This is a genomic window from Allokutzneria multivorans (assembly GCF_039537405.1).
GTDB classification, from domain to species: domain Bacteria; phylum Actinomycetota; class Actinomycetes; order Mycobacteriales; family Pseudonocardiaceae; genus Allokutzneria; species Allokutzneria multivorans.
In genome coordinates this window covers 636,976-657,747 of record NZ_BAABAL010000005.1, presented here as the reverse complement: position 1 = coordinate 657,747, position 20,772 = coordinate 636,976, and the positions used below count along the sequence as shown (strand labels likewise).

23 protein-coding genes, 1 tRNA gene and 1 other RNA gene are annotated in these 20,772 nt (G+C 69.3%); 18 read left to right on the top strand and 7 right to left on the bottom strand.

Features of this window, described 5'->3' with window-relative positions; all coding sequences use genetic code 11:
• Positions 1-100 precede the first annotated feature (100 nt).
• The 5 genes from ABD798_RS07075 to ABD798_RS07055 all read left to right on the top strand — a co-directional run bounded on the left by ABD798_RS07075 (position 101) and on the right by ABD798_RS07055 (position 2,017).
• Entirely contained in the window at positions 101-556 is a 456-nt protein-coding gene (locus ABD798_RS07075) for a hypothetical protein (RefSeq protein ID WP_344871846.1), read from the top strand.
• Positions 553-831 (top strand): type II toxin-antitoxin system RelE family toxin, encoded by a 279-nt coding sequence (locus ABD798_RS07070; RefSeq protein ID WP_344871844.1) that lies wholly within the window; start codon positions 553-555, stop codon positions 829-831. Before ABD798_RS07075 ends, ABD798_RS07070 begins: the two co-directional genes overlap by 4 nt.
• A gap of 84 nt (positions 832-915) precedes the next feature.
• A complete protein-coding gene (locus ABD798_RS07065) occupies positions 916-1,467 on the top strand; it encodes a DUF433 domain-containing protein (protein WP_344871842.1) in 552 nt (183 codons plus the stop codon).
• Between the two features lie 29 nt (positions 1,468-1,496).
• The gene (locus tag ABD798_RS07060) at positions 1,497-1,667 is read left to right on the top strand and encodes a hypothetical protein (protein WP_344871840.1); all 171 of its coding nucleotides are present in this window, start codon (positions 1,497-1,499) and stop codon (positions 1,665-1,667) included.
• A gap of 74 nt (positions 1,668-1,741) precedes the next feature.
• On the top strand, positions 1,742-2,017 hold the full coding sequence (locus tag ABD798_RS07055) for a hypothetical protein (RefSeq protein WP_344871838.1): 276 nt from the start codon (positions 1,742-1,744) through the stop codon (positions 2,015-2,017).
• A 55-nt stretch (positions 2,018-2,072) separates the two neighbouring features.
• On the opposite strand, the gene ABD798_RS07050 is transcribed toward ABD798_RS07055, so the two are convergent.
• The 3 genes from ABD798_RS07050 to ABD798_RS07040 form a co-directional block, all read right to left on the bottom strand.
• Positions 2,073-2,157, bottom strand: a tRNA-Ser gene (locus tag ABD798_RS07050).
• 46 nt (positions 2,158-2,203) lie between these two features.
• Positions 2,204-2,743: an AAA family ATPase gene (locus ABD798_RS07045; RefSeq protein WP_344871836.1), complete on the bottom strand. Its 540-nt coding sequence runs from the start codon at positions 2,741-2,743 to the stop codon at positions 2,204-2,206.
• A gap of 7 nt (positions 2,744-2,750) precedes the next feature.
• Entirely contained in the window at positions 2,751-3,989 is a 1,239-nt protein-coding gene (locus ABD798_RS07040; protein WP_344871833.1) for an ATP-grasp domain-containing protein, read from the bottom strand.
• A 140-nt stretch (positions 3,990-4,129) separates the two neighbouring features.
• Between ABD798_RS07040 and ABD798_RS07035 the strand changes: the two genes are divergently transcribed.
• The 3 genes from ABD798_RS07035 to ABD798_RS07025 all read left to right on the top strand — a co-directional run bounded on the left by ABD798_RS07035 (position 4,130) and on the right by ABD798_RS07025 (position 7,710).
• The gene (locus ABD798_RS07035; RefSeq protein WP_344871831.1) at positions 4,130-5,425 is read left to right on the top strand and encodes a hypothetical protein; all 1,296 of its coding nucleotides are present in this window, start codon (positions 4,130-4,132) and stop codon (positions 5,423-5,425) included.
• An 18-nt stretch (positions 5,426-5,443) separates the two neighbouring features.
• Positions 5,444-5,538: signal recognition particle sRNA small type (gene ffs / locus ABD798_RS07030), an RNA gene on the top strand.
• Positions 5,539-5,610: 72 nt separating this feature from the next.
• On the top strand, positions 5,611-7,710 hold the full coding sequence (locus ABD798_RS07025) for a DNA polymerase III subunit gamma and tau (RefSeq protein WP_344871829.1): 2,100 nt from the start codon (positions 5,611-5,613) through the stop codon (positions 7,708-7,710).
• A 218-nt stretch (positions 7,711-7,928) separates the two neighbouring features.
• Here ABD798_RS07025 and ABD798_RS07020 read toward each other — a convergent pair whose 3' ends face one another.
• Complete coding sequence (locus ABD798_RS07020) at positions 7,929-8,726, bottom strand: DUF3592 domain-containing protein (protein ID WP_344871827.1); 798 nt, start codon at positions 8,724-8,726, stop codon at positions 7,929-7,931.
• 95 nt (positions 8,727-8,821) lie between these two features.
• Complete coding sequence (locus ABD798_RS07015; protein ID WP_344871825.1) at positions 8,822-9,655, bottom strand: N-acetylmuramoyl-L-alanine amidase; 834 nt, start codon at positions 9,653-9,655, stop codon at positions 8,822-8,824.
• Between the two features lie 99 nt (positions 9,656-9,754).
• On the opposite strand from ABD798_RS07015, the gene ABD798_RS07010 reads away from it, so the two are divergent.
• From ABD798_RS07010 to ABD798_RS06965, 10 genes are all read left to right on the top strand, one after another.
• Entirely contained in the window at positions 9,755-10,075 is a 321-nt protein-coding gene (locus tag ABD798_RS07010) for a YbaB/EbfC family nucleoid-associated protein (RefSeq protein WP_344872916.1), read from the top strand.
• 12 nt (positions 10,076-10,087) lie between these two features.
• Positions 10,088-10,696 carry a recombination mediator RecR gene (recR, locus tag ABD798_RS07005; protein ID WP_344871823.1) on the top strand — a complete coding sequence of 203 codons (609 nt, stop codon included), beginning with the start codon at positions 10,088-10,090 and terminating at the stop codon, positions 10,694-10,696.
• Complete coding sequence (locus ABD798_RS07000) at positions 10,693-11,253, top strand: uridine kinase family protein (RefSeq protein ID WP_344871821.1); 561 nt, start codon at positions 10,693-10,695, stop codon at positions 11,251-11,253. Before recR ends, ABD798_RS07000 begins: the two co-directional genes overlap by 4 nt.
• Positions 11,254-11,429: 176 nt before the next feature.
• Entirely contained in the window at positions 11,430-13,118 is a 1,689-nt protein-coding gene (locus ABD798_RS06995; protein WP_344871818.1) for an ABC transporter substrate-binding protein, read from the top strand.
• Between the two features lie 37 nt (positions 13,119-13,155).
• Positions 13,156-14,166, top strand: a complete 1,011-nt coding sequence (locus ABD798_RS06990; protein ID WP_344871816.1) for an ABC transporter permease — start codon at positions 13,156-13,158, stop codon at positions 14,164-14,166.
• Positions 14,167-14,204: 38 nt separating this feature from the next.
• Entirely contained in the window at positions 14,205-15,119 is a 915-nt protein-coding gene (locus ABD798_RS06985; protein WP_344872914.1) for an ABC transporter permease, read from the top strand.
• Between the two features lie 6 nt (positions 15,120-15,125).
• On the top strand, positions 15,126-16,112 hold the full coding sequence (locus ABD798_RS06980; RefSeq protein ID WP_344871814.1) for an ABC transporter ATP-binding protein: 987 nt from the start codon (positions 15,126-15,128) through the stop codon (positions 16,110-16,112).
• A complete protein-coding gene (locus ABD798_RS06975) occupies positions 16,109-17,239 on the top strand; it encodes an ABC transporter ATP-binding protein (RefSeq protein WP_344871812.1) in 1,131 nt (376 codons plus the stop codon). The genes ABD798_RS06980 and ABD798_RS06975 overlap by 4 nt, the downstream gene beginning before the upstream one ends.
• Positions 17,240-17,442: 203 nt before the next feature.
• On the top strand, positions 17,443-18,318 hold the full coding sequence (locus ABD798_RS06970; RefSeq protein WP_344871810.1) for a lysozyme: 876 nt from the start codon (positions 17,443-17,445) through the stop codon (positions 18,316-18,318).
• Between the two features lie 67 nt (positions 18,319-18,385).
• Entirely contained in the window at positions 18,386-19,033 is a 648-nt protein-coding gene (locus ABD798_RS06965) for a class II aldolase/adducin family protein (RefSeq protein WP_344871808.1), read from the top strand.
• Here ABD798_RS06965 and ABD798_RS06960 read toward each other — a convergent pair.
• Both ABD798_RS06960 and ABD798_RS06955 read right to left on the bottom strand, forming a co-directional pair.
• Positions 19,012-19,617: a DedA family protein gene (locus ABD798_RS06960; RefSeq protein ID WP_344871806.1), complete on the bottom strand. Its 606-nt coding sequence runs from the start codon at positions 19,615-19,617 to the stop codon at positions 19,012-19,014. The two genes, ABD798_RS06965 and ABD798_RS06960, sit on opposite strands and share 22 nt — an antisense overlap.
• Positions 19,618-19,680: 63 nt before the next feature.
• Complete coding sequence (locus ABD798_RS06955) at positions 19,681-20,730, bottom strand: DNA topoisomerase IB (protein WP_344871804.1); 1,050 nt, start codon at positions 20,728-20,730, stop codon at positions 19,681-19,683.
• Positions 20,731-20,772: the final 42 nt, after the last annotated feature.

Sequence of the window (20,772 nt, the reverse complement as noted above, 5' to 3'; positions counted from 1 at the left end):
ACGACGCGAAGGGTTCTGACGAATGAAAACGGAAGTGGGCGCCTGTAGGGCGTATTCTGCTGAGGGTGGCTCTGTCATCGTGAGACCGGATCGGAGGGCCATGAACGAGCATTCCGCCAGGGTGTCCGCCGACGAGCTCCGCGAAGTGCGGAAGAGTGACCAGGATTGGGTCGCACGCGTCAGGACGGCCTATGAAGCGGTCCGCGAGGCCGCTGCGCACCAAGACGAGCGTGCGCGCCAGCGTGCGATGGCACATCTTGTCGCGATCAGCGAGGAGTACGCCGACGCGGTCCGGGGCGCCGCCGAGAGCCTGAAGTGGGAAGCGGCGGTCCAGCGCGCGGAGCGCGGCGAGACCGTTGCCGTCATCGCGCACGGCGACCACGTTGCCGACGTCGTTCCTTCTGGAGAACTGCACCGTCTCCGCGAGACCGTCGAGGTGTTGTCGGACAACGATCTCGTCCAGCAGCTGCGCGATGGCCTGCGAGATCTCCGCGACGGTCGTACGTACTCGCTCGCGGACATCGAGTCGGACATCGAGGCTCGCCGCGCTCCATGACCGTTCCGCCGTCCTACAAGATCGAATTTTCTGCTACCGCAAGACGGGGGATGAACAAGCTGCCGGTCGAGGCGGCTCTTGCACTGCTGGAACTGATCTCAGGCCCGTTGGCCGAGAACCCGCGTCGCCTGGGTAAACCGCTCGACGAGCCCTATGACGGGGTCCTGAGCGCACGGCGCGGTGAGTATCGCGTTCTCTACGCGATCCAGGACAACACGATGACGGTGGTCGTCCTGGCGGTCAGTCACCGTCGGGACGCCTATCGGCCGCGATGAAGGAGCGAAGAAGCTCGATTGTTCATCAGGTCGAGTGACGGATTGCCTTGGTGGCAACAACATCCTCCCTGAGATGGTGCGGCCATGTTGACGATCGCTCAAGCGGCGTTCCACCTGGACATCCCGTTAAGGGCCATCCGGAGCTGGATGAGACGAGAACTGGTGGAAGGGGTGCGCGAGGGACGTCTTCCGCTTCCCGCGCTCGTGCAGGCCCACTTTCTGAGATCGCTCCTCAGAACAGGGATGAGCGGGACGGTGCTGGCCGACGTCGCCACGGATTTCGGGCAGCTGTGGCCCGCTCGGCAAGAACTGGTCAAAGCGGTTTCGAGAAGGGCGAAGAACGTCGACTTCGCTCAGGTGCTTGACGAGCACACCGCTCTCGTCGCGGTCGACGCCGACGGCATGCCCCAGGCGATACGCCTGAGGTCCTACTGGGAACAAGGGGTTGCTGTCGTCGTCGACCCGCGCACAGCCGAGGGTCGGCCGGTCTACGAACACAGCGGTGTGCCCGTTCTCAACGTTGTGAGGGCTTTTCTGACCGGAGAGCGTCCCATCGACATCGCATGGGAGCACTCCGTTCAGCTCGACGACGTCCACGGGGTGCTCCGGGTCCACCTCGAACTGACGCACCTGTGAAGGCTTCCCACTTGAGAGAGAGCACAGCCGTGTCGGACGAAGAGATTCGCCACCCGTTGTTCGCCGCTCCGCAGCCGGTCGCGTTCCTGGACGGGGCGCCGCCGCGGGACGGTGACAACGCGGCCGCGCTGGAGACGCTGCTCAACATGAGCCGGGCCCTGCTCTTGGTGCTGCACGACACCGGGCGAGAGGACCCGTGATCATTGACGTGATGCTCACCGACTACGACCAGTTCGGATGGGGTGTCAGCAGCCCCAGCTGCCCGAATTGATCGGTGGTCGGAAGACCTACCAGGAGTTGGTGGGAGAACTCGCCGGGGGACACCATCGGATGGATCACTGACCAGTTGGCCGCCGAGGACGCCGCGTGCGTGGTGATCAACGTGGCCGAGGACATGATCCGCACCCAGTTCCTCGGAACCGGTGCACCCACCGACGGAGGGAAGAGCGTCGACGAGATGCGGTGGAACGCGGACACCACGATCAGCGACATCATTCGTGCCCAGGACGCGGGCACGGTGGAAAGCGGTCAGCTCGTCGCGGTCTGCTGAACGAGGCCCGAGGACGACGAAGGCCCCGAACGCTGGGCGTCCGGGGCCTTGTCCGCGGAGGATGCGGGATTTGAACCCGCGAGGGTTTTACCCCAACACGATTTCCAATCGTGCGCACTAGGCCACTATGCGAATCCTCCGTCGCAGACTTTACCGGAGGAGGGTGTTGCGGCCCAAAACGGGGGGTCAGACGGGGTCCGGCAGCCGGTAGACGCCCCGCGCGATGCCTTCCAGCACCACCGTGGCGGTGGTGTCGACGTCGAGGTCGGCCGAGTCGATGACGTGGCGCTCCCAGTCTCCGAGGTCGGCGAACTGGCGGTGCATCGCACGCACCGGCTCCTCCTCGGTGAGTGCGTCGGCGCCCCGGGCGGCCGCGCGGGTCACGGTGGTGGTCTCGTCGGGGCGCAGCACCACGTAGTGCACGGCGAAGTCGTTGCCAGGCCTGCGAAACGCGTCGAGGAACCACGGTCCGACCACACCGTCGCAGATGACGTCGTAACCCCCGGCGGCGTAGCCGAAGGCCGCGGTGGCAATGACGCCGGTGACGACCTGGTTCTGGTGCTGGGCCTCGGGAAGGTACGGGAGCACGGAGCCGCGCCGGATGCACGCGTAGAAGTCGTCGGTGTGCAGGTGGACGCTGGAGGAGAACTCGTCGGCGAGCAGGCGCGCCACGGTGCTCTTGCCCGCACCGGGCGGTCCGCTGAGGACGATGACCTGTCCGCTCATGCCCCGATCATGACGGTTCGACGTGGAGTTCCGCTTCGATTTCCCTGAGGAGTGCCTCGTCGGTGGCGACGGCGGCAGGGTCCTCGGCAGCGAGGACGACGTGGCCGAGGTTGGTCCACAGGTCCACCGTGCGGGCGACCCGCGAGCCGTCGCGGTGCGGAATGTCGACCTTGTGCAGAGTCGGCAGCAGCTCCCGGAGCCGCCCGAGCCGCGCAGCGCCGCGCAGGACCCCGGACTCGGGCGCGGAAAGGTAGACCGAGCGCGCGTGGCGCAGCAGCCGGTAGTCCGCGATCGCGCCCTCGCCGTCGACCCAATGGCGCACAGTGCGCTCGAGCTGCGAGTCGCCGACGGCGAGGCGGGACAGGTACTGCTGGTCGCCACCGGCGAGCCGCGCGCCGACCTCGATCAGCCGGGGGCCGGACGCGGTCAGCATCACCTCGACGTGTCCCGGACCGTTGCGCACACCGACGGCGTCGAGCACGCGCCGCGCGTAGTCAGCGACGGCGGTGACAGCGGGATCGTCGGGAGACACCGCGCACGCGGAAAGGTAGACACCGAGCCGGTTTCCCTCGGCGCGCTTGTCGTAGCGCCACACCGCGACCAGCCCGTGCGCGCCACCGACGGAGTAGGTGTCGATCGCGTACTCGACGCCCTCAGCCAGCTCCTGCACGAGCACGCTGGTGTTGGTCAGCTCCAAGCGGTTCACCGCGCCGAGGATGCGGTGGAGCGGCACGCGCCAGTCCTCACCCGGGCGTGCGATGAACACGTCGTCGGCCCCGGCGCTGTTCTGCGGCTTCAGCACGATCGCCGAGCGGTCGAGGTCGTTGGCGCGCAACCATTCCGCGACCTCGTCGGCGGTGGAGGCGCTCAGCTGCCGCAGGTGCGGGATGCCCGCGTCGGCCAGCGCCACGCCCATGCGCCACTTGTCGCGCCGCGCCGAGGACAGCTCCGCGACGTTGCTCTGCCCGGGCAGGACGAGCTCGGACAGGTGCTCCGCCGCTTCGACACCGGTTTCGGTCCCCGGCAGCACGCACAGCGGGTCCAGCTCGCGCAGCCGCCTTGCGAGCTTGTCCGCGTCGTCGAGGACGAAGACCTCGGTGAAGTGCTCGGGGTGCCAGGTGTCGGCGAAGGACGCCGTCGGCTCCGGTGTGGTGAGCACCGCGACGGCGGGGACTCCGCGTTCGGCGAAGGCGGGGGCCAGGGCACTGCCCGTCGAGTACGGGTCGACGAGCACCACGTTGCGCATCGGCGCAGGTTAGTGGCTCGGAGGAAGCGGTTTCGCGTTCCTGTCCGCCGTTGGCAGGACAGATGTGACCGAGGACTCCGACCGGCTGATTTCGCCGGGCACACCGGGCGGCGCGGACATGATCGGGTCAGTGTTTCGCCATGGATCGGGACAGGGCCGGTCTTCATCGCTGGCTGATGCGGACGACGGCTGCGCTGTGCGTGCTCTCGGGAGCGGGGTTGATCGCGGCGCTGGCGCTCGCGGAGCGGCCTCGTCTGCCCGCCCTCGTCGGCTTGGCGGTGGTGTTCCTCTCGGCGCTCGTGGTGTTCGTCGTCCGGCCCTTCGGGCGCGAGCCCCGCCACTACTGGATCTGCTCAGCCGCGATCAGCGCCCTCTGCCTCGCCGGGCTCGTCGGCACGTGGCACCTGGTGCACGAGGACGACCACCACGTGGTGATCGGCTCCGAGGTCACCTCCGCCGAGAGCTCGAACGCCTTCCTCGCACGCGAACTGCCGCCCGAGAGCAGGCCGTGGCGCGTGCCGACCGGCGTCTACCTGGAGTCGATCCAGTTCGCCAACAGCAACGAGGTCAAGGTCAGCGGCTACGTCTGGCAGCGCTACAGCGACGACATCCCCGCATCGGTCGCGCGCGGCGTGGTGCTGCCGGAGGCAGACGACTCCTACCCGGCGAAGCAGGCCTACCGCCACCGCGAACCCGGCGCGGAGGTCATCGGGTGGTACTTCAAGACCGCGTTCGTGCAGAAGTTCGACTACACGCGCTACCCGCTGGACCGGCAGGACGTGTGGGTCCGGATGTGGCACCCCGACCTGGACCGCCGCGTCGTGCTCACGCCGGACTTCGACGCGTATCCGAGGCCGTGGGAGGCGAGCGCGATGCACGGACTGGACCCCCAGTTCGTCACCGCGCGGTGGCAGCCGCAGTCGACGCTGTTCAGCTACTCGCGGCACGACTACACGACGAACTTCGGGCAGGGCAGGTACGCCGACCGGCCGCCGTTCCCCGAGCTGTACTTCAACCTGCTGGTCAGCCGCCAGTTCCACGGGCCGCTGTTCGAGACGCTGGTGCCGACGGGGTTCATCGCGGTGCTGGTGTTCGCGGCGCTGTTCGTCACCACCCGGGGCGACGAGCTGCGCAGGACCTTCGTCGGCTTCACCTCGTTCGGGGTGATCAGCTTCGCGGTCAGCATGGTGCTGGTGATCGCCGTCCGGCAGAACGCGATCAGGGAGGCGACGGCCGCGCCCGGCATCGTGTACCTGGAGTACTACTCGTTCGTGCTGTACCTGGTCGTGCTGCTGAGCGCGATCAACGCGCTGCTGGTGACCGGGCGCAACCCCACGATCCTGGTGCGCTGGCGGGACAACCTGCTGCCGAGGATCGCCTACTGGCCCGTGCTGTTCGGCTTCTCCCTGGCGGCGACCCTGTACACGCTCGGATGAGCGGCGCGCTACACTTTCCGTGGACCCCATGCGGTGCGCATCTCGTGAACCTCCCCAGGGCCGGAAGGCAGCAAGGATAAGCGGGCTCTGGCAGGTGCGTGGGGTCCCCTTTTGTCTCCAGGTGCCCCTGCCCTGACGGGCCCGGATTCTCCCGTTGTCGGTGCTCGCCAGTAAGGTGCGGAGCCGTGGCGCTGGCCCTGTATCGCAAGTACCGCCCGGCGAGCTTCTCCGAGGTCGTCGGGCAGGAGCACGTCACCGACCCGCTGCGCATGGCGTTGCGGGCCGGGCGGATCAACCACGCCTACCTCTTCTCCGGCCCACGCGGCTGCGGGAAGACCTCCAGCGCGCGCATCCTGGCCCGCTCGCTCAACTGCGTGCAGGGCCCGACGCCCGATCCGTGCGGCGAGTGCAACTCGTGCGTCGCACTGGCGCCGGAGGGCGGCGGCAACGTCGACGTCGTCGAGCTCGACGCGGCCAGCCACGGTGGTGTCGACGACACCAGGGAGCTGCGCGACCGCGCGTTCTACGCCCCGGCCGAGTCGCGCTACCGCGTCTTCATCATCGACGAGGCGCACATGGTCACCACGCAGGGCTTCAACGCCCTGCTGAAGATCGTCGAAGAGCCGCCGGACCACCTGATCTTCATCTTCGCCACCACCGAGCCGGAGAAGGTGCTCGGCACCATCCGCTCGCGGACCCACCACTACCCGTTCCGGCTGATGCCGCCCGGCGTCATGCGCGAGCTGGTCGAGCGGATCTGCGCCGACGAGGGCGTCGCGGTCGAGCCCGCCGTGTTCCCGCTGGTCATCCGCGCTGGTGGGGGATCGGCGCGCGACACGCTCTCGGTGATGGACCAGCTGCTGGCCGGTGCCGGGCCGGAGGGCGTGACCTACGCGCGCGCCGTCTCGCTGCTGGGCGTCACCGACGTCGCGCTGATCGACGAGATGGTCGACGCGCTCGGCGCGCACGACGGTGCCGGGGTCTTCGGCACGGTGAACCGGCTGGTGGAGGCGGGCCACGACCCGCGCCGCTTCGCCACCGACCTGCTCGACCGGCTGCGCGACCTGGTGCTGCTGCACGCCGTTCCGGACGCGGGCGAGCGCGGCCTGGTCGACGCGCCCTCGGAGCAGCTGACCACGATGCTCGGCCAGGTCGACAAGATCGGCGCGGGCACGCTGACCCGCTACGCCGAGATCGTCCACACAGGACTGATCGACATGCGCGGCGCGACCGCTCCGCGCCTGGTGCTGGAGCTGCTCTGCTCGCGGATGCTGCTGCCCGGTGCCGCCGACAGCGAGGCCGCGCTGCTGGACCGCATCGACCGCCTCGAGCGGCGTGCCCCGGCCGTTGCGCCCGTTGCCGCGGCTCCGGCTCCCGCCGGTGCCCCCGTCGCGGCCGCTCCCGCACCGGCTCCGGCCGCCGCGTCGCCCGCGCCCGCAGGGGACCGCCCGACGTTCCAGCGCCGTTCGCAGGCCCCGTCCGAGCCGCAGGCCCAGCCCGAGCCCGTCGCCCAGCCGCCGCAGCGCCCAGCCGCTCCCGAGCCAACGCCGACTCCGGCGCCAGCTCCGGTCCAGGCCGCACCGGCTCCTGCACCGGAGCCCGAACCGGCCGCTCCCGCTGCTGCCTCCGGCGTTCCTGGCGCGGTGGACGTGGCGACGCTGCGCCAGTCGTGGCCCGCGCTGCTCGCCGCCGTGCGCGCGCAGAGCCGCAGCACCGAGGCGATGCTGACCAACGCCGTCGTGCAGTCGGTGGAGGGCAACGCGATCACGCTGACCCACACGGCGGAGGCACTGGCCAAGCGCTTGTCCGACCCGAGGAACAGCGAGGTCATCGCCGCGGCCGTTGAGAGCGTGCTCGGCGGGAAGTGGCAGGTCCGCTGCGTGGCGGGCAACGCCGCCGCCGCGCCCGCGCGCGCTGCCGCCGCCAAGCCGGCGGCGGAGCGCCCGGTGGTGCAGCGCCGCAGCCAGCAGCAACCCCAGCAACAGCAGTCCTCCGCCGACACCGCTGTCGCTGCCGCACCGCAGGCCCCCGCTCCGGCCCGTCGGCCCGAACCCGTCCGGCGCTCCGCGTCGGCCCCGGCCTCCGACGAGCCCCCGCCGCCGGAGCCGCCCGCCGACTTCGACGAGCCGCCGCCGCCCGACCCCGCCTCCGAGCGCGAGGACGAGGAGGCGATGCTCGACGAGGTCGCCGCGGCCCCGATGGGCAGCCCGGACGTGAAGCAGCACGACCCGGACGAAGAGATCATCAAGCTCTTCAGCCCGCTGGGCGCCCGCCGCATCGACTAGGCCCCGTCCCGCGCGTGGTTGAGCCGAGGACCCGGTCACGGCGTAACCGGGGGTGAGGTGCCTTCAAGACCCCCCAACCCCCTGTCGATCATCGTTAACCGCCTCAAACCCCATGACTTCGCGAGGTTTGCCGTCGTTGAAGACGATTGTGGTGGGGGTCGAGTGGTCTTGAAGACCGGCGAACCCATGACCCGCAGAACGCCGCGCGCTCGGCCCTTTCACCACCAGCGGAGGAAGGCGGCGCCGGTGGTGAGGCCCACCAGGCCCAGCACGAGCAGGGTGATCGGGAAGATCCACGTCCACACGGTGTAGAGCGTGCCGACGGCGGGAGCGCGCGGGTCGACGTAGACGCACACGCGTTTGCCCACGTCGGCGGAGCTCTGCCTGCGCGCGCCGGTCCAGCTGCGCCGCACGCGGCCGTCGATCTCGTACTCCACCTGGGGCTCGTAGGTGGTCTCGCCGGAGCGCGAGCGGTGCGCCACGATCATGCCGCCGACCTTGCGGGAGGCCCGCGCGAAGCGCAGCGCGCCGACGAGCACTCCGATCCCCGTCACCACGAGCAGGCCGGAGAACAGCGGGAACACCAGCGGGGCCAGCTCGACCAGCTCGGCGGCCCCGGGTGGGGCGATCCACGCGGCGGCGAGCAACAGCACGCCGTAGCCGATCAACGCGCCGGGCATCACCGTGCGCGGAGTGCCGGTCAGCCGGAGCGCGGCGGGGTGCTCCAGGCAGGGGTGGACCTGGACCTCGTCGCCGACCTCGACGTTGAGGCGGGTCGGTGCCAGCTCGACCAGTTCTCCGTCGCGCGCCCCGGACACCAGGCACAGCGTCGCGCCGCGCTTGCCGCCGGAGGCGTCACCGACCTCCTCGACGCGGGCGCGCAGCAGTGAGCGCCGCGTGGTGCGCCTGCGCAGCAGCCAGTAGACCCCCGCGAGCAGCACGAGCGCGCTGATCACGGACAGGGCGATGCGCGTGGCGTCCTTCGCAACCACGATGTCGGCGAGGGTGCTGCTCATGGGTGCAGTGATAACTCTCCGACCCGCCGTCGCCGTCCCCGACCGGGCGATCGATACCAACTCGGCGCCCGCCGGAGACCGCTTGGGCTAGCCGGTTACCCCAGGTAGCGGAGCAGTCCGTCGGTGATCGCGCTCGCGTACTTGGCCCGCCCCGCCGCGCTGGAGAGCTGGGCGGCGTCCTCCGGGTGGCGCATGTTGCCGCACTCGACCATGACCGCCGGGCGGGTGGTGTGGTTCATGCCCGCGATGTCCGGCCTGCCGTGCAGACCGTTCGAGCCGATGTAGTTGGACACCGGGAAACCCTTGGCGCGCAAGGTGTCCCTGAGTGCGCCCGCGAGCTTCGTCGACGGTTCGCGCTGCGCGGCGTTCAGCGGCGGCGCCGAGTAGATGATGTGGAAACCGCGTGCTGACGCGGAGTTCGAGCCGTCGGCGTGGATGGAGACCACCGCGTCGGCGCTCGCCCGGTTGCCGATCTTCGCGCGCTCGTCGACGCAGGGGCCGACGCCGTTGTCGTCCTCGCGCGTCATGACCACCTTGACGCCGCGCGCGGTCAGCGCCTCGCGGACGCGGACGGCGACGTCCCAGGTGAAGGCGTGCTCGGAGTAGCCGGCGTTGGTGGCGGTTCCCGTGGTGTTGCACGCCTTCGAGCCACCGCGGCCGTCGGGGACGGGCTTGTTGATCACGCCGGGGTTCGAGGAGTTGCGACCGTTGTGCCCGGGGTCGAGCACCACGGTCTTCCCGGCGAGCGCGTTCGTGCTGGGGCTCGCGGGGGCGGTCGTCGGATCGGCGGTGATCGGCGGACTCCCGACGGACATCGAGGTGGGTTCGGGCGCGGCACTCGACGGTGGGGTCTCCGCAGGTCCACCGCAGGCGGTGAAGACCAGGGCAACCGATCCGGCGAGGAAGATGCTCAAATCGCGGCGTCGCACGCGGTACACGGTGCCAGACGGTGCGCGACTACCCTGACCGCATGCTGTGCCTTTCCGGAGCACAGCTCGCCGAGAGGAGCCGTCTTGCAGCCCGGTGGCATGCCCGACATCCAGCAGATGCTGCAACAGGCCCAGCAGATGCAGCAGCAGCTCATGGTCGCCCAGCAGGAGCTGGCCGACGCCGAGGTCTCCGGCAACGCCGGTGGTGGCCTGGTGACCGCGACCGTCTCGGGCGCTGGCGAGCTGAAGGCGCTGACGATCGACCCCAAGGTCATCGACCCCGAGGACCCGGACACGCTGGCCGACCTGGTGGTCGCCGCGGTCCGCGACGCCAACACCAACGCCCAGGAGCTGGCCCAGCGCACCATGGGTCCGCTGGCGGGCGGCCTCGGTGGCGGGTTCCAGCTCCCCGGAATGTAGGCACGGAGCGACGTGTACGAGGGACCGGTCCAGGACCTGATCGACGAGCTCGGCCGGTTGCCCGGCGTCGGGCCGAAGAGCGCGCAGCGCATCGCTTTCCACCTGCTCGCGGCCGAGCCCGCCGACGTGACCCGGTTGCAGGAGGTCCTGCAGAAGGTCAAGGAGGGCATCCAGTTCTGCGACGTGTGCGGCAACGTCTCCGAGGAGACCACCTGCCGCATCTGCCGCGACCCGCGCCGCGACCTGTCGGTGGTGTGCGTGGTCGAGGAGCCCAAGGACGTGCTCGCGATCGAGCGCACGCGGGAGTTCAAGGGCCGCTACCACGTGCTCGGCGGCGCACTGGACCCGTTGTCCGGCGTGGGTCCTGACCAGCTGCGCATCCGCGAGCTGCTGTCCAGGATCGGCACCACGCTCGACGGCGTGGACATCTCGGAGATCATCATCGCCACCGACCCGAACACCGAGGGCGAGGCGACGGCGACCTACCTGATGCGCATGCTCAAGGACTTCCCGGGCCTCACGGTGACCCGCCTGGCCTCCGGCCTGCCCATGGGCGGTGACCTGGAGTTCGCCGACGAGCTGACCCTGGGCCGGGCCCTCTCCGGCCGCCGCGCCATGTGAGCACCCTCGCGGACGTCCTCGCCGCGGTCGAGGCGGCACCCGCCCGCCTCGGCCGGGTGAAGCTGGTCGCGGTGGACGGGCCGTCGGGCGGCGGGAAGTCCACCTTCGCGAAGGCCCTCGTCGAGGCGCTGGGGGAGCACCGCACGGCGCTGGTGCCGACGGACGACTTCGCGACCTGGGACGAGCCGGTGTCGTGGTGGCCGAATCTCGCCAGTGGAGCACTCGAACCTTTCCGGCGCGGTGAGCCCGCCGTTTACCGGCGGACCGAATGGTCGGATGGCTTGCCCCGGACGGGCTCAGAAGTCCGCATCGACACGCCCGAGATCCTGGTCCTGGAGGGCGTCTCCAGCGGGCGTCGCTCGATCAGGTCGTCGCTGTCCGTGTTGGTGTGGGTCTGTTCCGGTGATCGCGAGCATCGCCTGAAGAGGGCTGTTGCCAGGGATGGCGAAACCTGCGCGGGACCGCTTTCCCGCTGGCAGGACTTCGAGGCGGGCTGGTTCGCGGTGGACGGCACCAGGGAGGCCGCGGACGTGCTCCTCGCGGAACACCTCCGGTAGTACCAGCCGGTTGACGCCAGAAAGCGGTGTGACTCGCGGGTAACACCGGCGAAAATTCACCCGATCTTACGACGTTCTGCGTGGCCGGATCGTGACCTGGAGCACTCGGCAACGAGCTCGTAAGGGGTTAGTGTCGGCCACCACACACAGTGACATCGGACCATGAGGTGTGCGCGATGCCCAAGAAATTCACTGCGCTCAGAACCCCCATGCGCAGGCTGGCGGTGATCGGCGTCGCCGGCGTCACCGCACTGTCCCTCGCCTCCTGCGCGCAGTCGCAGCGCGGGAACGACGCGGGACAGGGCAAGGTCGGCGGAACGATGACCTTCGGCGCCGAGGGCGCACCGAAGCTGTTCGACCCGTTCTACGCCACCGACGGCGCCACCTTCCGGATCTCGCGGCAGATCTTCGAGGGCCTCGTGGGCTTCGAGCCGGGCACCGCGAAGGCCGCGCCCGAGCTGGCCGAGAAGTGGTCCTCCTCCCCGGACGGCAAGGTCTGGACCTTCACCCTGCGCGAGGGCGTGAAGTTCCACGACAACACCGACTTCAACGCCGAGGCCGTCTGCGCGAACTTCAACCGCTGGTACAACCAGAAGGGCGCGGGCCAGAGCGACGCCGTCTCCCAGTACTGGGGTGACAACTTCGGCGGGTTCTCCGACGGCGCGAAGCCCTCGCTGTTCAAGTCCTGCACCGCCAAGGACCCCAAGACCGCCGTCGTCGAGCTGACCGCGACCACGTCGAAGTTCCCCGACGTGCTCGGCCTGCCGTCGTTCTCGATGCAGAGCCCGACCGCGATGAAGAAGTTCAACGCCGACGACGTCAAGGCGCAGGGCGACAGCTTCGTCTTCAACGAGTACGCGCTGAAGAACCCGACCGGCACCGGCCCGTTCAAGTTCGTCAACTACGACACGGCGAACAACTCGATCGAGCTGGCCCGCTTCGACGGCTACCGCGCGGACAAGGCCAAGCTGGACAAGCTGATCTTCAAGATCATCCCCGACGAGACCGCGCGCAAGCAGGCGCTGCAGACCGGGGACATCGACGGCTACGACTACCCGGCCCCGGCCGACTGGGCGCAGCTGAAGCGCGACGGCTTCAACGTGGCGATCCGCCCGGCGTTCAACGTCATGTACCTGGGCTTCACGCAGAAGAACAACGCCAAGCTCAAGGACCTCAAGGTCCGCCAGGCCATCGCGCACGCGATCAACCGCGAGCAGCTGGTCAAGTCGCAGCTGCCCGAGGGCGCCGTGGTGGCGACGCAGTTCATCCCGGACACCGTCGACGGCTACAACCCCGACGTCAAGAAGATCGAGTACAGCACCGCGAAGGCGAAGCAGCTGCTGGCCGAGGCGGGCGCGTCCGACCTGACGGTCAACTTCTACTGGCCCAGCGAGGTCACCCGGCCGTACATGCCGAACCCCAAGGACATCTACGGCGCGATCGCCGCTGACCTCCAGGCGGCGGGCATCAAGATCAACGTGACCACGAAGCCGTGGAACGGCGGCTACCTCACCGATGTCGACCAGAACAAGGCCGACCTGTTCCTGCTCGGCTGGACCGGTGACTTCAACACCGTCGACAACTTCGTCGGCACCTTCTTCGGCAACCCCGAGAACCGCTTCTACACCGCCGGTTCGCCGTGGGGCACCAAGCTCGGCGCCGACCTGAAGAAGGCCGACGCGGAGCCGAACAAGGCCGCCCGCGACCAGCTCTACAAGGGCCTGAACAAGCAGATCATGGAGGAGTACCTGCCCGCCGTCCCGCTCTCGCACTCGCCGCCCGCGCTGGTGCTGAAGAAGGACATCAAGGGCCTGGTCCCCAGCCCGCTGACCGCTGAGGAGTTCGGCCCCGTCAGCAAGGGCTGATCGTCCCCCTCCCACCACGAGAACAACGGGATAGCCAGTGCTCCGCTTCACCGTGCGGCGGCTGATCCAGCTAGTCGGGGTCGTCGCGGTGTTGTCGCTGCTGCTCTTCGCGTGGCTGCGCTCGCTCCCAGGAGGGCCGGTTTCGGCCCTCCTGGGCGAGCGCGGCACCGAGGAGTCGCGCGCGCGACTCACCGCCGAGCTCGGCCTCGATCAGCCGATCATCACGCAGTACTTCAAGTTCATCGGGCGCGCCCTCTCCGGCGACTTCGGGACCTCGACGGGGGTGCAACCGGGAACCGCCGCCATGGACATCTTCCTGGAGCGCTTCCCGGCGACCCTGGAGCTGAGCATCTTCGCGATCGTCGTCGCGGTGGCGTTCGGCATCCCGCTCGGCTACCTCGCGGCCAAGCGCCGGGGCGGCTGGCTGGACAACCTGGGCGTTGTCGGCTCCCTGATCGGCGTCGCCGTCCCCGTCTTCTTCCTCGCGTTCCTGCTCAAGTACGTCTTCGCGGTGAACCTGAACTGGTTGCCCTCCTACGGCCGCCAGGCCGACGCGCTGGAGGCGACGCGGGTCACCGGGTTCTTCGTGCTGGACGGGCTGCTGACGCAGGAGTGGGACGCGGCGTGGGACGCCTTCGTCCACCTCATCCTGCCCGGCGTCGCGCTCGCCACCATCCCGTTCGCGGTGATCTTCCGGATCACCAGGGCGGCGGTGCTCGACGTGCTCGACGAGGACTACGTGCGGACCGCCGAGTCCAAGGGCCTCACCCTCCAGACCATCCGGACCAGGCACGTCGTGCGCAACGCGATGCTGCCGGTGGTCACCACGATCGGCCTGCAGACCGGCGCCCTGCTGGCGGGGGCGGTGCTGACCGAGAAGGTCTTCGCCTACCCCGGCCTCGGCGAGGCGCTGGCGATCAGCTTCGAGCGCAGGGACTACCCCGTGCTGCAGATGGTGATCCTGATGGCGGCGCTGGTGTACGTGGTGATCAACCTGCTGGTCGACCTGTCGTACGCGCTGATCGACCCGCGCATCCGGACCAGGTGAGGGGAGGAGAAGAAGTGACCACCACCAAGAAGGAGCGCGTGGACGCGCTCGCCGCCTCCTCCGCGAAGAAGGCCGACGACAGCGGGGTCAGCCTCGCCGCGAGCGCGTGGCGCAGCCTCCGCAGGAACCCGGTGTTCCTGATCGGCGCCGTGCTCGTCGCGCTGTTCGTGCTCGTCGCCCTGCTCTCGCCGCTGCTGGCCCAGCACGACCCGGGCGAGCGGATGCTGGCCGACCAGGTCGTCAAGGCGCGCAACGAGATTCCGCCCGCCCAGGCGGGGCACCCGCTCGGCGGTGATCTCCAGGGCAGGGACCTGTTGTCCCGCTTGCTGATCGGCTCGCAGCAGACGCTGATGGTCGGCGTGCTCGCGACCGTCCTCGGGCTGATCGGCGGGTTGGTGCTGGGCACCCTCGCCGGTGCGCTCGGCGGCTGGGTCGACTCGCTGGTCATGCGCGCGGTCGACGTGATGCTCTCCATCCCGAGCCTGCTGCTCGCGGTCTCGGTCGGAGTGCTCTTCTCGCCGCCGAACATCTACACGGTGATCGTCGCCGTCGCGATCGTGCAGGTGCCGATCTTCGCGCGGTTGCTGCGCGGATCGATGCTGGCGCAACGGCACAGCGACCACGTGCTGGCCGCGCGCTCGCTCGGGGTGAAGCCCGGCGCGATCGTGTTCCGGCACATGCTGCCGAACTCCCTCGGCCCGGTCATCGTGCAGTCGACCCTGGTGCTCGCGGTCGCGATCATCGACGCGGCGGCGCTGTCCTTCCTCGGCCTCGGCAACCCCGACGACTCCGTCCCGGAGTGGGGTCAGATGCTCGGCACCTCGCAGCAGGTCTTCGACAGCCACCCCAACCTGGCGTTCTGGCCCGCGGGCTGCATCATCGTGGTCGCGCTCGGCTTCACCCTGATGGGCGAGGCGCTGCGCGAGGCACTCGACCCGAAGAACCGGCGGTGATTTCCCTTGGCACTGCTTGAGGTTCGCGATCTCAGCGTCGTGTTCCAGCGCAAGGGCGAGGAGCCCTTCACCGCTGTCGACGGCGTCAGCTTCGACGTGGAGCCCGGCCAGACGGTCGGGCTGGTCGGTGAGTCCGGCTGCGGCAAGTCGGTCACCTCACTGGCGATCATGGGTCTGCTGCCACGGCGCGGCCCGAAGATCTCCGGCTCCGTGCGCTTCGAGGGCACCGAGCTGCTGTCCTTGTCCGACAAGCAGATGCGCGACCGCCGTGGTCGCGATCTCGGCATGGTCTTCCAGGACCCGCTGTCCTCGCTGAACCCGGTCATCCCGATCGGGCTCCAGGTCACCGAGGTGCTGGAGCGGCACCGGGGGATGAGCCGCAAGGCCGCCCAGCCGCACGCCGCTGACCTGCTGGACAAGGTCGGCATCCCGGACCCGACGCGGCGGCTCAGCGAGTACCCGCACCAGCTCTCCGGCGGGATGCGCCAGCGCGCGCTCATCGCGATGGCGCTGGCCTGCAAGCCGAGGCTGCTCATCGCCGACGAGCCGACCACGGCGCTGGACGTCACCATCCAGGCGCAGATCCTGGCGCTGCTCGCGGAACTGGTGCAGGACACCGAGACCGCGCTGGTGATGATCACCCACGACCTCGGCGTCGTCGCCGGGCTGTGCGACGAGGTCAACGTGCTCTACGGCGGGCGGGTGGTGGAGCGGGCGCGGCGGCACGAGCTGTTCAAGCGGCCGAGGCACCCCTACACGCACGGTCTGCTGGCCTCGATCCCCAGGCTCGACGCGCCGCGCGGGGAGCGACTGGTGCCGATCAAGGGCTCGGTCGCGGACAACATCCCGTGGACCAACGCCTGCGCCTTCGCCCCGCGCTGCCCCAACGCGCTGGATACCTGCGTCGAGACGACACCGGTGATGGAGGCCGACAACGGCCGCCTGCTGCGCTGCCACAACCCCGTCGAGCAGGAGCAGGAGGTGTCCGCATGAGCACCCTGGTCAGCGTCCAGGACATGAAGGTGCACTTCCCGATCAAGCGCGGCGTCGTGCTCGACCGGACCGTCGGCTACGTCTACGCGGTGGACGGGGTCGACCTGGAGATCCGCAAGGGCGAGACCTACGGCCTGGTCGGCGAGTCCGGCTGCGGCAAGTCCACCCTGGGCCGCGCGATGCTCCGGCTGACCGAGCCCACCGGCGGCAAGGTCCTCTTCGACGGCAACGACCTGTCCACCATGAAGGGCGAGCCGCTGCGCAGGATGCGGCGCCGCATGCAGATGGTGTTCCAGGACCCGTTGTCCTCCTTGGACCCCAGGCAGTCGGTGGAGTCCATCCTCGTGGAGGGGCTGCGCGCGCACGATCTCGACAAGGGCAAGGAGTCCACGGCGAAGCGGCTGCGCGAGCTGCTCTCCGCCGTGGGCCTGCCGTCGACGGCACTGCGCAAGTACCCGCACGAGTTCTCCGGCGGTCAGCGCCAGCGCATCGGCATCGCCAGGTCGCTGTCGGTGAACCCGGACCTCATCGTGGCCGACGAGCCGGTCTCCGCGCTCGACGTGTCCGTGCAGGCCCAGGTGGTGAACCTGCTGGAGGACCTCCAGGTCGAGTTCGGGCTGACCTACCTGGTGATCGCGCACGACCTCGCGGTGGTGCGCCACATCGCCGACCGGGTCGGCGTGATGTACCTGGGCGGGCTGGTCGAGGAGGCCACCTCCGACGGGCTCTACGCCGAGCCGCTGCACCCGTACACGCGGGCGCTGCTGTCGGCGGTCCCGGTGCCCGACCCGGAGCTGGAGGACCGCCGCGAGCGCATCCTGCTCACCGGCGACCTGCCCTCGCCCGCCGCGCCGCCGACGGGCTGCCGTTTCCACACCCGCTGTCCTTGGCGGCAGCCGGGCAAGTGCGACACCGAAAGACCTGTGTTGCGCGAACTCGCCGTGTCGACGCTCGATCCCGCAAGCGGATCTTCGGCGGGGCACAAGGTCGCCTGCCACTGGGCCGAGGACATCCGCGACGGCAAGATCCAGCCGCACGCGGTGGAGCCGGAGCTGGTCGAGGTCAACGACACGATCTCGCCGGACATCAGCGCTGCGGGACCGGCCTCTGTGACCGAGGTCATCTGAGGCCTGACGTCCGCTGAACGGAGTCGAGGGGGCGTCCGAAAGGGCGCCCCCTTCTCGTGCGCGTACCGCCTGATCAGGGGAATTCCGCGAAACTCCCGCTGGATGTCAGCGGTTTTTTAGCCCGATTTGTGACCATCGCCTCAGTCCGGTGGGTGGCCCTGCCTCCACCCGCACCCCTGCAACGGACGAAAGAGGGCTGAAGCATGTCCATCACCGTGCGAGCAGCACGATCCGTCGTCACCGCCGCCGCGCTGGTCGCGGCGCTCGGATTCGGCGCGGTGGCCCCCGCCGGGGCCGACCCACTGATCGGCAACCCCGACACCCCGATCGGCGAAACCTCCGGAGGTGACGCCACTGAGGGCGATACACCGATGGGTTCGCAGATCGCCAAGCACGAGGGCGTCTCCGCCGAGCGCGCCCGCAGCCTCACCGATCCCGTGCCCGCGGACGCGGAGACGCGCGCCGCGGTCGCCGGGATCGACGTCAGCGGCCACCAGGGCAACGTGAACTGGCAAGCCCAGTGGAACGCGGGCAAGCGGTTCGCCTACGTCAAGGCCACCGAGGGCACCGGGTACAAGAACCCGTACTTCGCCCAGCAGTACAACGGTTCCTACAACATCGGCATGATCCGCGGCTCGTACCACTTCGCGTTGCCGAACAAGTCCAGCGGCGCCGTCCAGGCGAACTACTTCGTCAACAACGGCGGCGGCTGGTCCCGGGACGGGAGGACCCTGCCCGGCGCCCTGGACATCGAGTACAACCCCTACGGCGCGACCTGTTACGGGCTGAGCCAGCAGGGGATGGTCAACTGGATCCGGGACTTCAGCAACACCTACAAGAACCGCACCGGTCGCTACCCGATGATCTACACCAGCACCAGCTGGTGGTCGCAGTGCACCGGCAACCTCGGTGACTTCAGCAGCACCAACCCGCTGTGGGTCGCGCGCTACGCGGCCTCCGTCGGCACGCTGCCGCACAAGTGGGGCTTCTACACGATCTGGCAGTACTCCGAGACGCCGATCGACCAGAACTCCTTCAACGGCGCGCACGACCGCCTGGTGGCTCTGGCCAACGGCTGATCTGCGGTTCGGCAACGGAACGGCCGTCGAGGACACTCGGCGGCCGTTCTTTCGCATACTGGGACGCGTGCTGCTGCAAGAGGAACGCGAAGCCGTCGTCCGCGTCTGCCGCCTCATGGCCTCCGAGGGACTGGTCGTGGGCACGGCGGGCAACATCAGCGTGCGCAAGGGCGAGCTGATCGCGATCACGCCGAGCGGGCTGTCCTACGACGCGCTGACGCCGGAGCTGGTGTCCGTGTGCGAGCTGGACGGCACGCTGGTGGACTCGCCGCTCAAGCCGACGAGCGAGCTGCCGATGCACTCCGCCGCCTACCTCCAGTCCATGCCCGGTGCGGTCGTGCACACGCACTCCGTCGCCGCGACCGCGCTGTCCTGCCTGGTCGACGAGGTGCCGCCGGTGCACTACTACCTCGGCCTGTTCGGCGGGAGCGTGCGCGTGGCGCCTTACGCGCTCTACGGCAGCCCGGAGCTCGCGGAGAACATGTGCGTGGCGATGACCGAGCGCACCGCGTGCCTGCTCGCCAACCACGGCGCCGTGGTTCTCGGCGGCAGCCTCGATGACGCCTACGAGCGCGCGAAGTACTTGGAATGGCTGTGCGATGTGGCCCTGCGCGTGCAGTCGGCGGGCCTGCTGCCTCGTGTGCTGGGGGAGGAGCGGATGGCCGAGGCGGTCGATCGGCTGTCGACCTACGGTCAGAAGGCGCCGGAGCGGTAGTCCGCGGCAGCGCGCTCGCGCACCGCGTCCTTGGCCTGCGCGCGCTTCACCGCGTAGCCGATCGGCAGGCTGACCAGCACGGTCATCCCGATCGACAGCGCGATGGCGACGAACGGCTCGGAGATCAGCTGGCCTCCGGTGTAGCCGATGAGCGTCGCGTAGGTGGACCACAGCGCGGAGCCGATCGTGGCCACCGGCAGGAACCTCGGCATGCCCATCCGGAACGCGCCGGCGAACACCGCGCCGACGATGCCGCCGCCGGGGATGAACCGCCCGGCCACCATCATCGGCTCGCCCCGGTTGTCCAGCTGCCTGCGCAGCCAGCCCAGCGCGGCGGCGGTGCGCGGCTTGGACTCGAAGCGCTTGACCGCGCGCATGCCGAGCCTGCTGCCGATCGAGTAGTTGAACAGGTCCGAAGCCAGGCAGCCCGCCGTGGCCACGAGGATCACCGTGACCAGGTGCACCTCGCCGTTGGCCGCCAGGACCGCGCAGCCGATGACGGCGGCTTCGGTCGGCAACAGCGGCACGGCCGCGATGATGAACATCATCAGCAGCGCCAGCTCCGGGGCCTGGGCGAAGGACACGATTCCAGTAACGCCTCACGTCGGCCGCGGGGCATCTGCCACGCGGACATCTTCAGGAAGTCCTCAGATGGTGCTCGGTGGGTCCAGCTCCTGACGAGCCCTGCGCAGCAGTGCCAGCACCGCGCGGTCCACCCTGTTCCTGGCGTCGTTCCCGGTGTCGCTCGACTCGAGTTCCGCCGAACCGCCTCGCAGCACTCTACTGCCCGTCGGAATTCCGTGCTCGAAGGCATCGATCACATACGGGTCCACATAGGATTTGCGACACACGGCCGGTGTGTTTCCCAGCTCCTCCGACACTTCACGCATCGCCGCGGTCACAGCGCGTTGCCGACCGCGTTTCGTATCCGGTCGCGGGCCCGCTGCCAGCGCGATCGCCGCCAGCACCGTGCCATTCCACGTTCTGAGATCTTTCGCCGTGAATGGACCTCCGGTGATCTCGCGGATGTGGTCGTTGATATCCGGAGAGCGCACGTTGTGCCATCGCTGACCGTCCCAATAGGACAGTAGTTCCGGATTTCGGTCACGCCTCCGAAGCAGTCCGCGAACCACGTCGCACACCTGTTCGTCGTCGATCACCACATCGCGGTCCTGCCCGCCCTTGGCGACGTAGCGCATCCGGACGCGGCCCTTCCGCAGCGTCACGTGCTCGCGCAGCAGCGTCGAGAGCCCGAAGCTGCCGTTCTCCTTGGCGTAGGCGTGCCCGCCCGCCCGGAACGCGCCCAGCTCCAACATCCGCACCGAGGCCGAGAGCACCCGGTCCTTGGTCAAACCCTCGGTGTCGAGCCGCTTCGCGATCTCCTCGCGCACCTTCGGCATGCGCGCGCCGAGCTTGAGCACGCGATCGAACTTCTCCGAGCCGCGGCGCTCGGTCCACGAGGGGTGGTAGAGGTACTGCTTGCGCCCGGCCTCGTCGACCCCGACGGCCTGGATGTGCCCGTTGGGCGCCGCGCAGATCCACACGTCCTGCCAGGCGGGCGGGATCACCAGCTCCTTGACCCGCCGCACGACCTCGGGGTCGTCGACGGGACCGTGGCGGTCGAAGTACCGGAAACCGCGCCCGCACCGCTTCCTGGTCAGTCCAGGACCGCTGGGATCACTCCGCCGCAACCGCACTCCGGGCTAGTACCCACCGTTCGCGGACTCAATGCCCGCGAA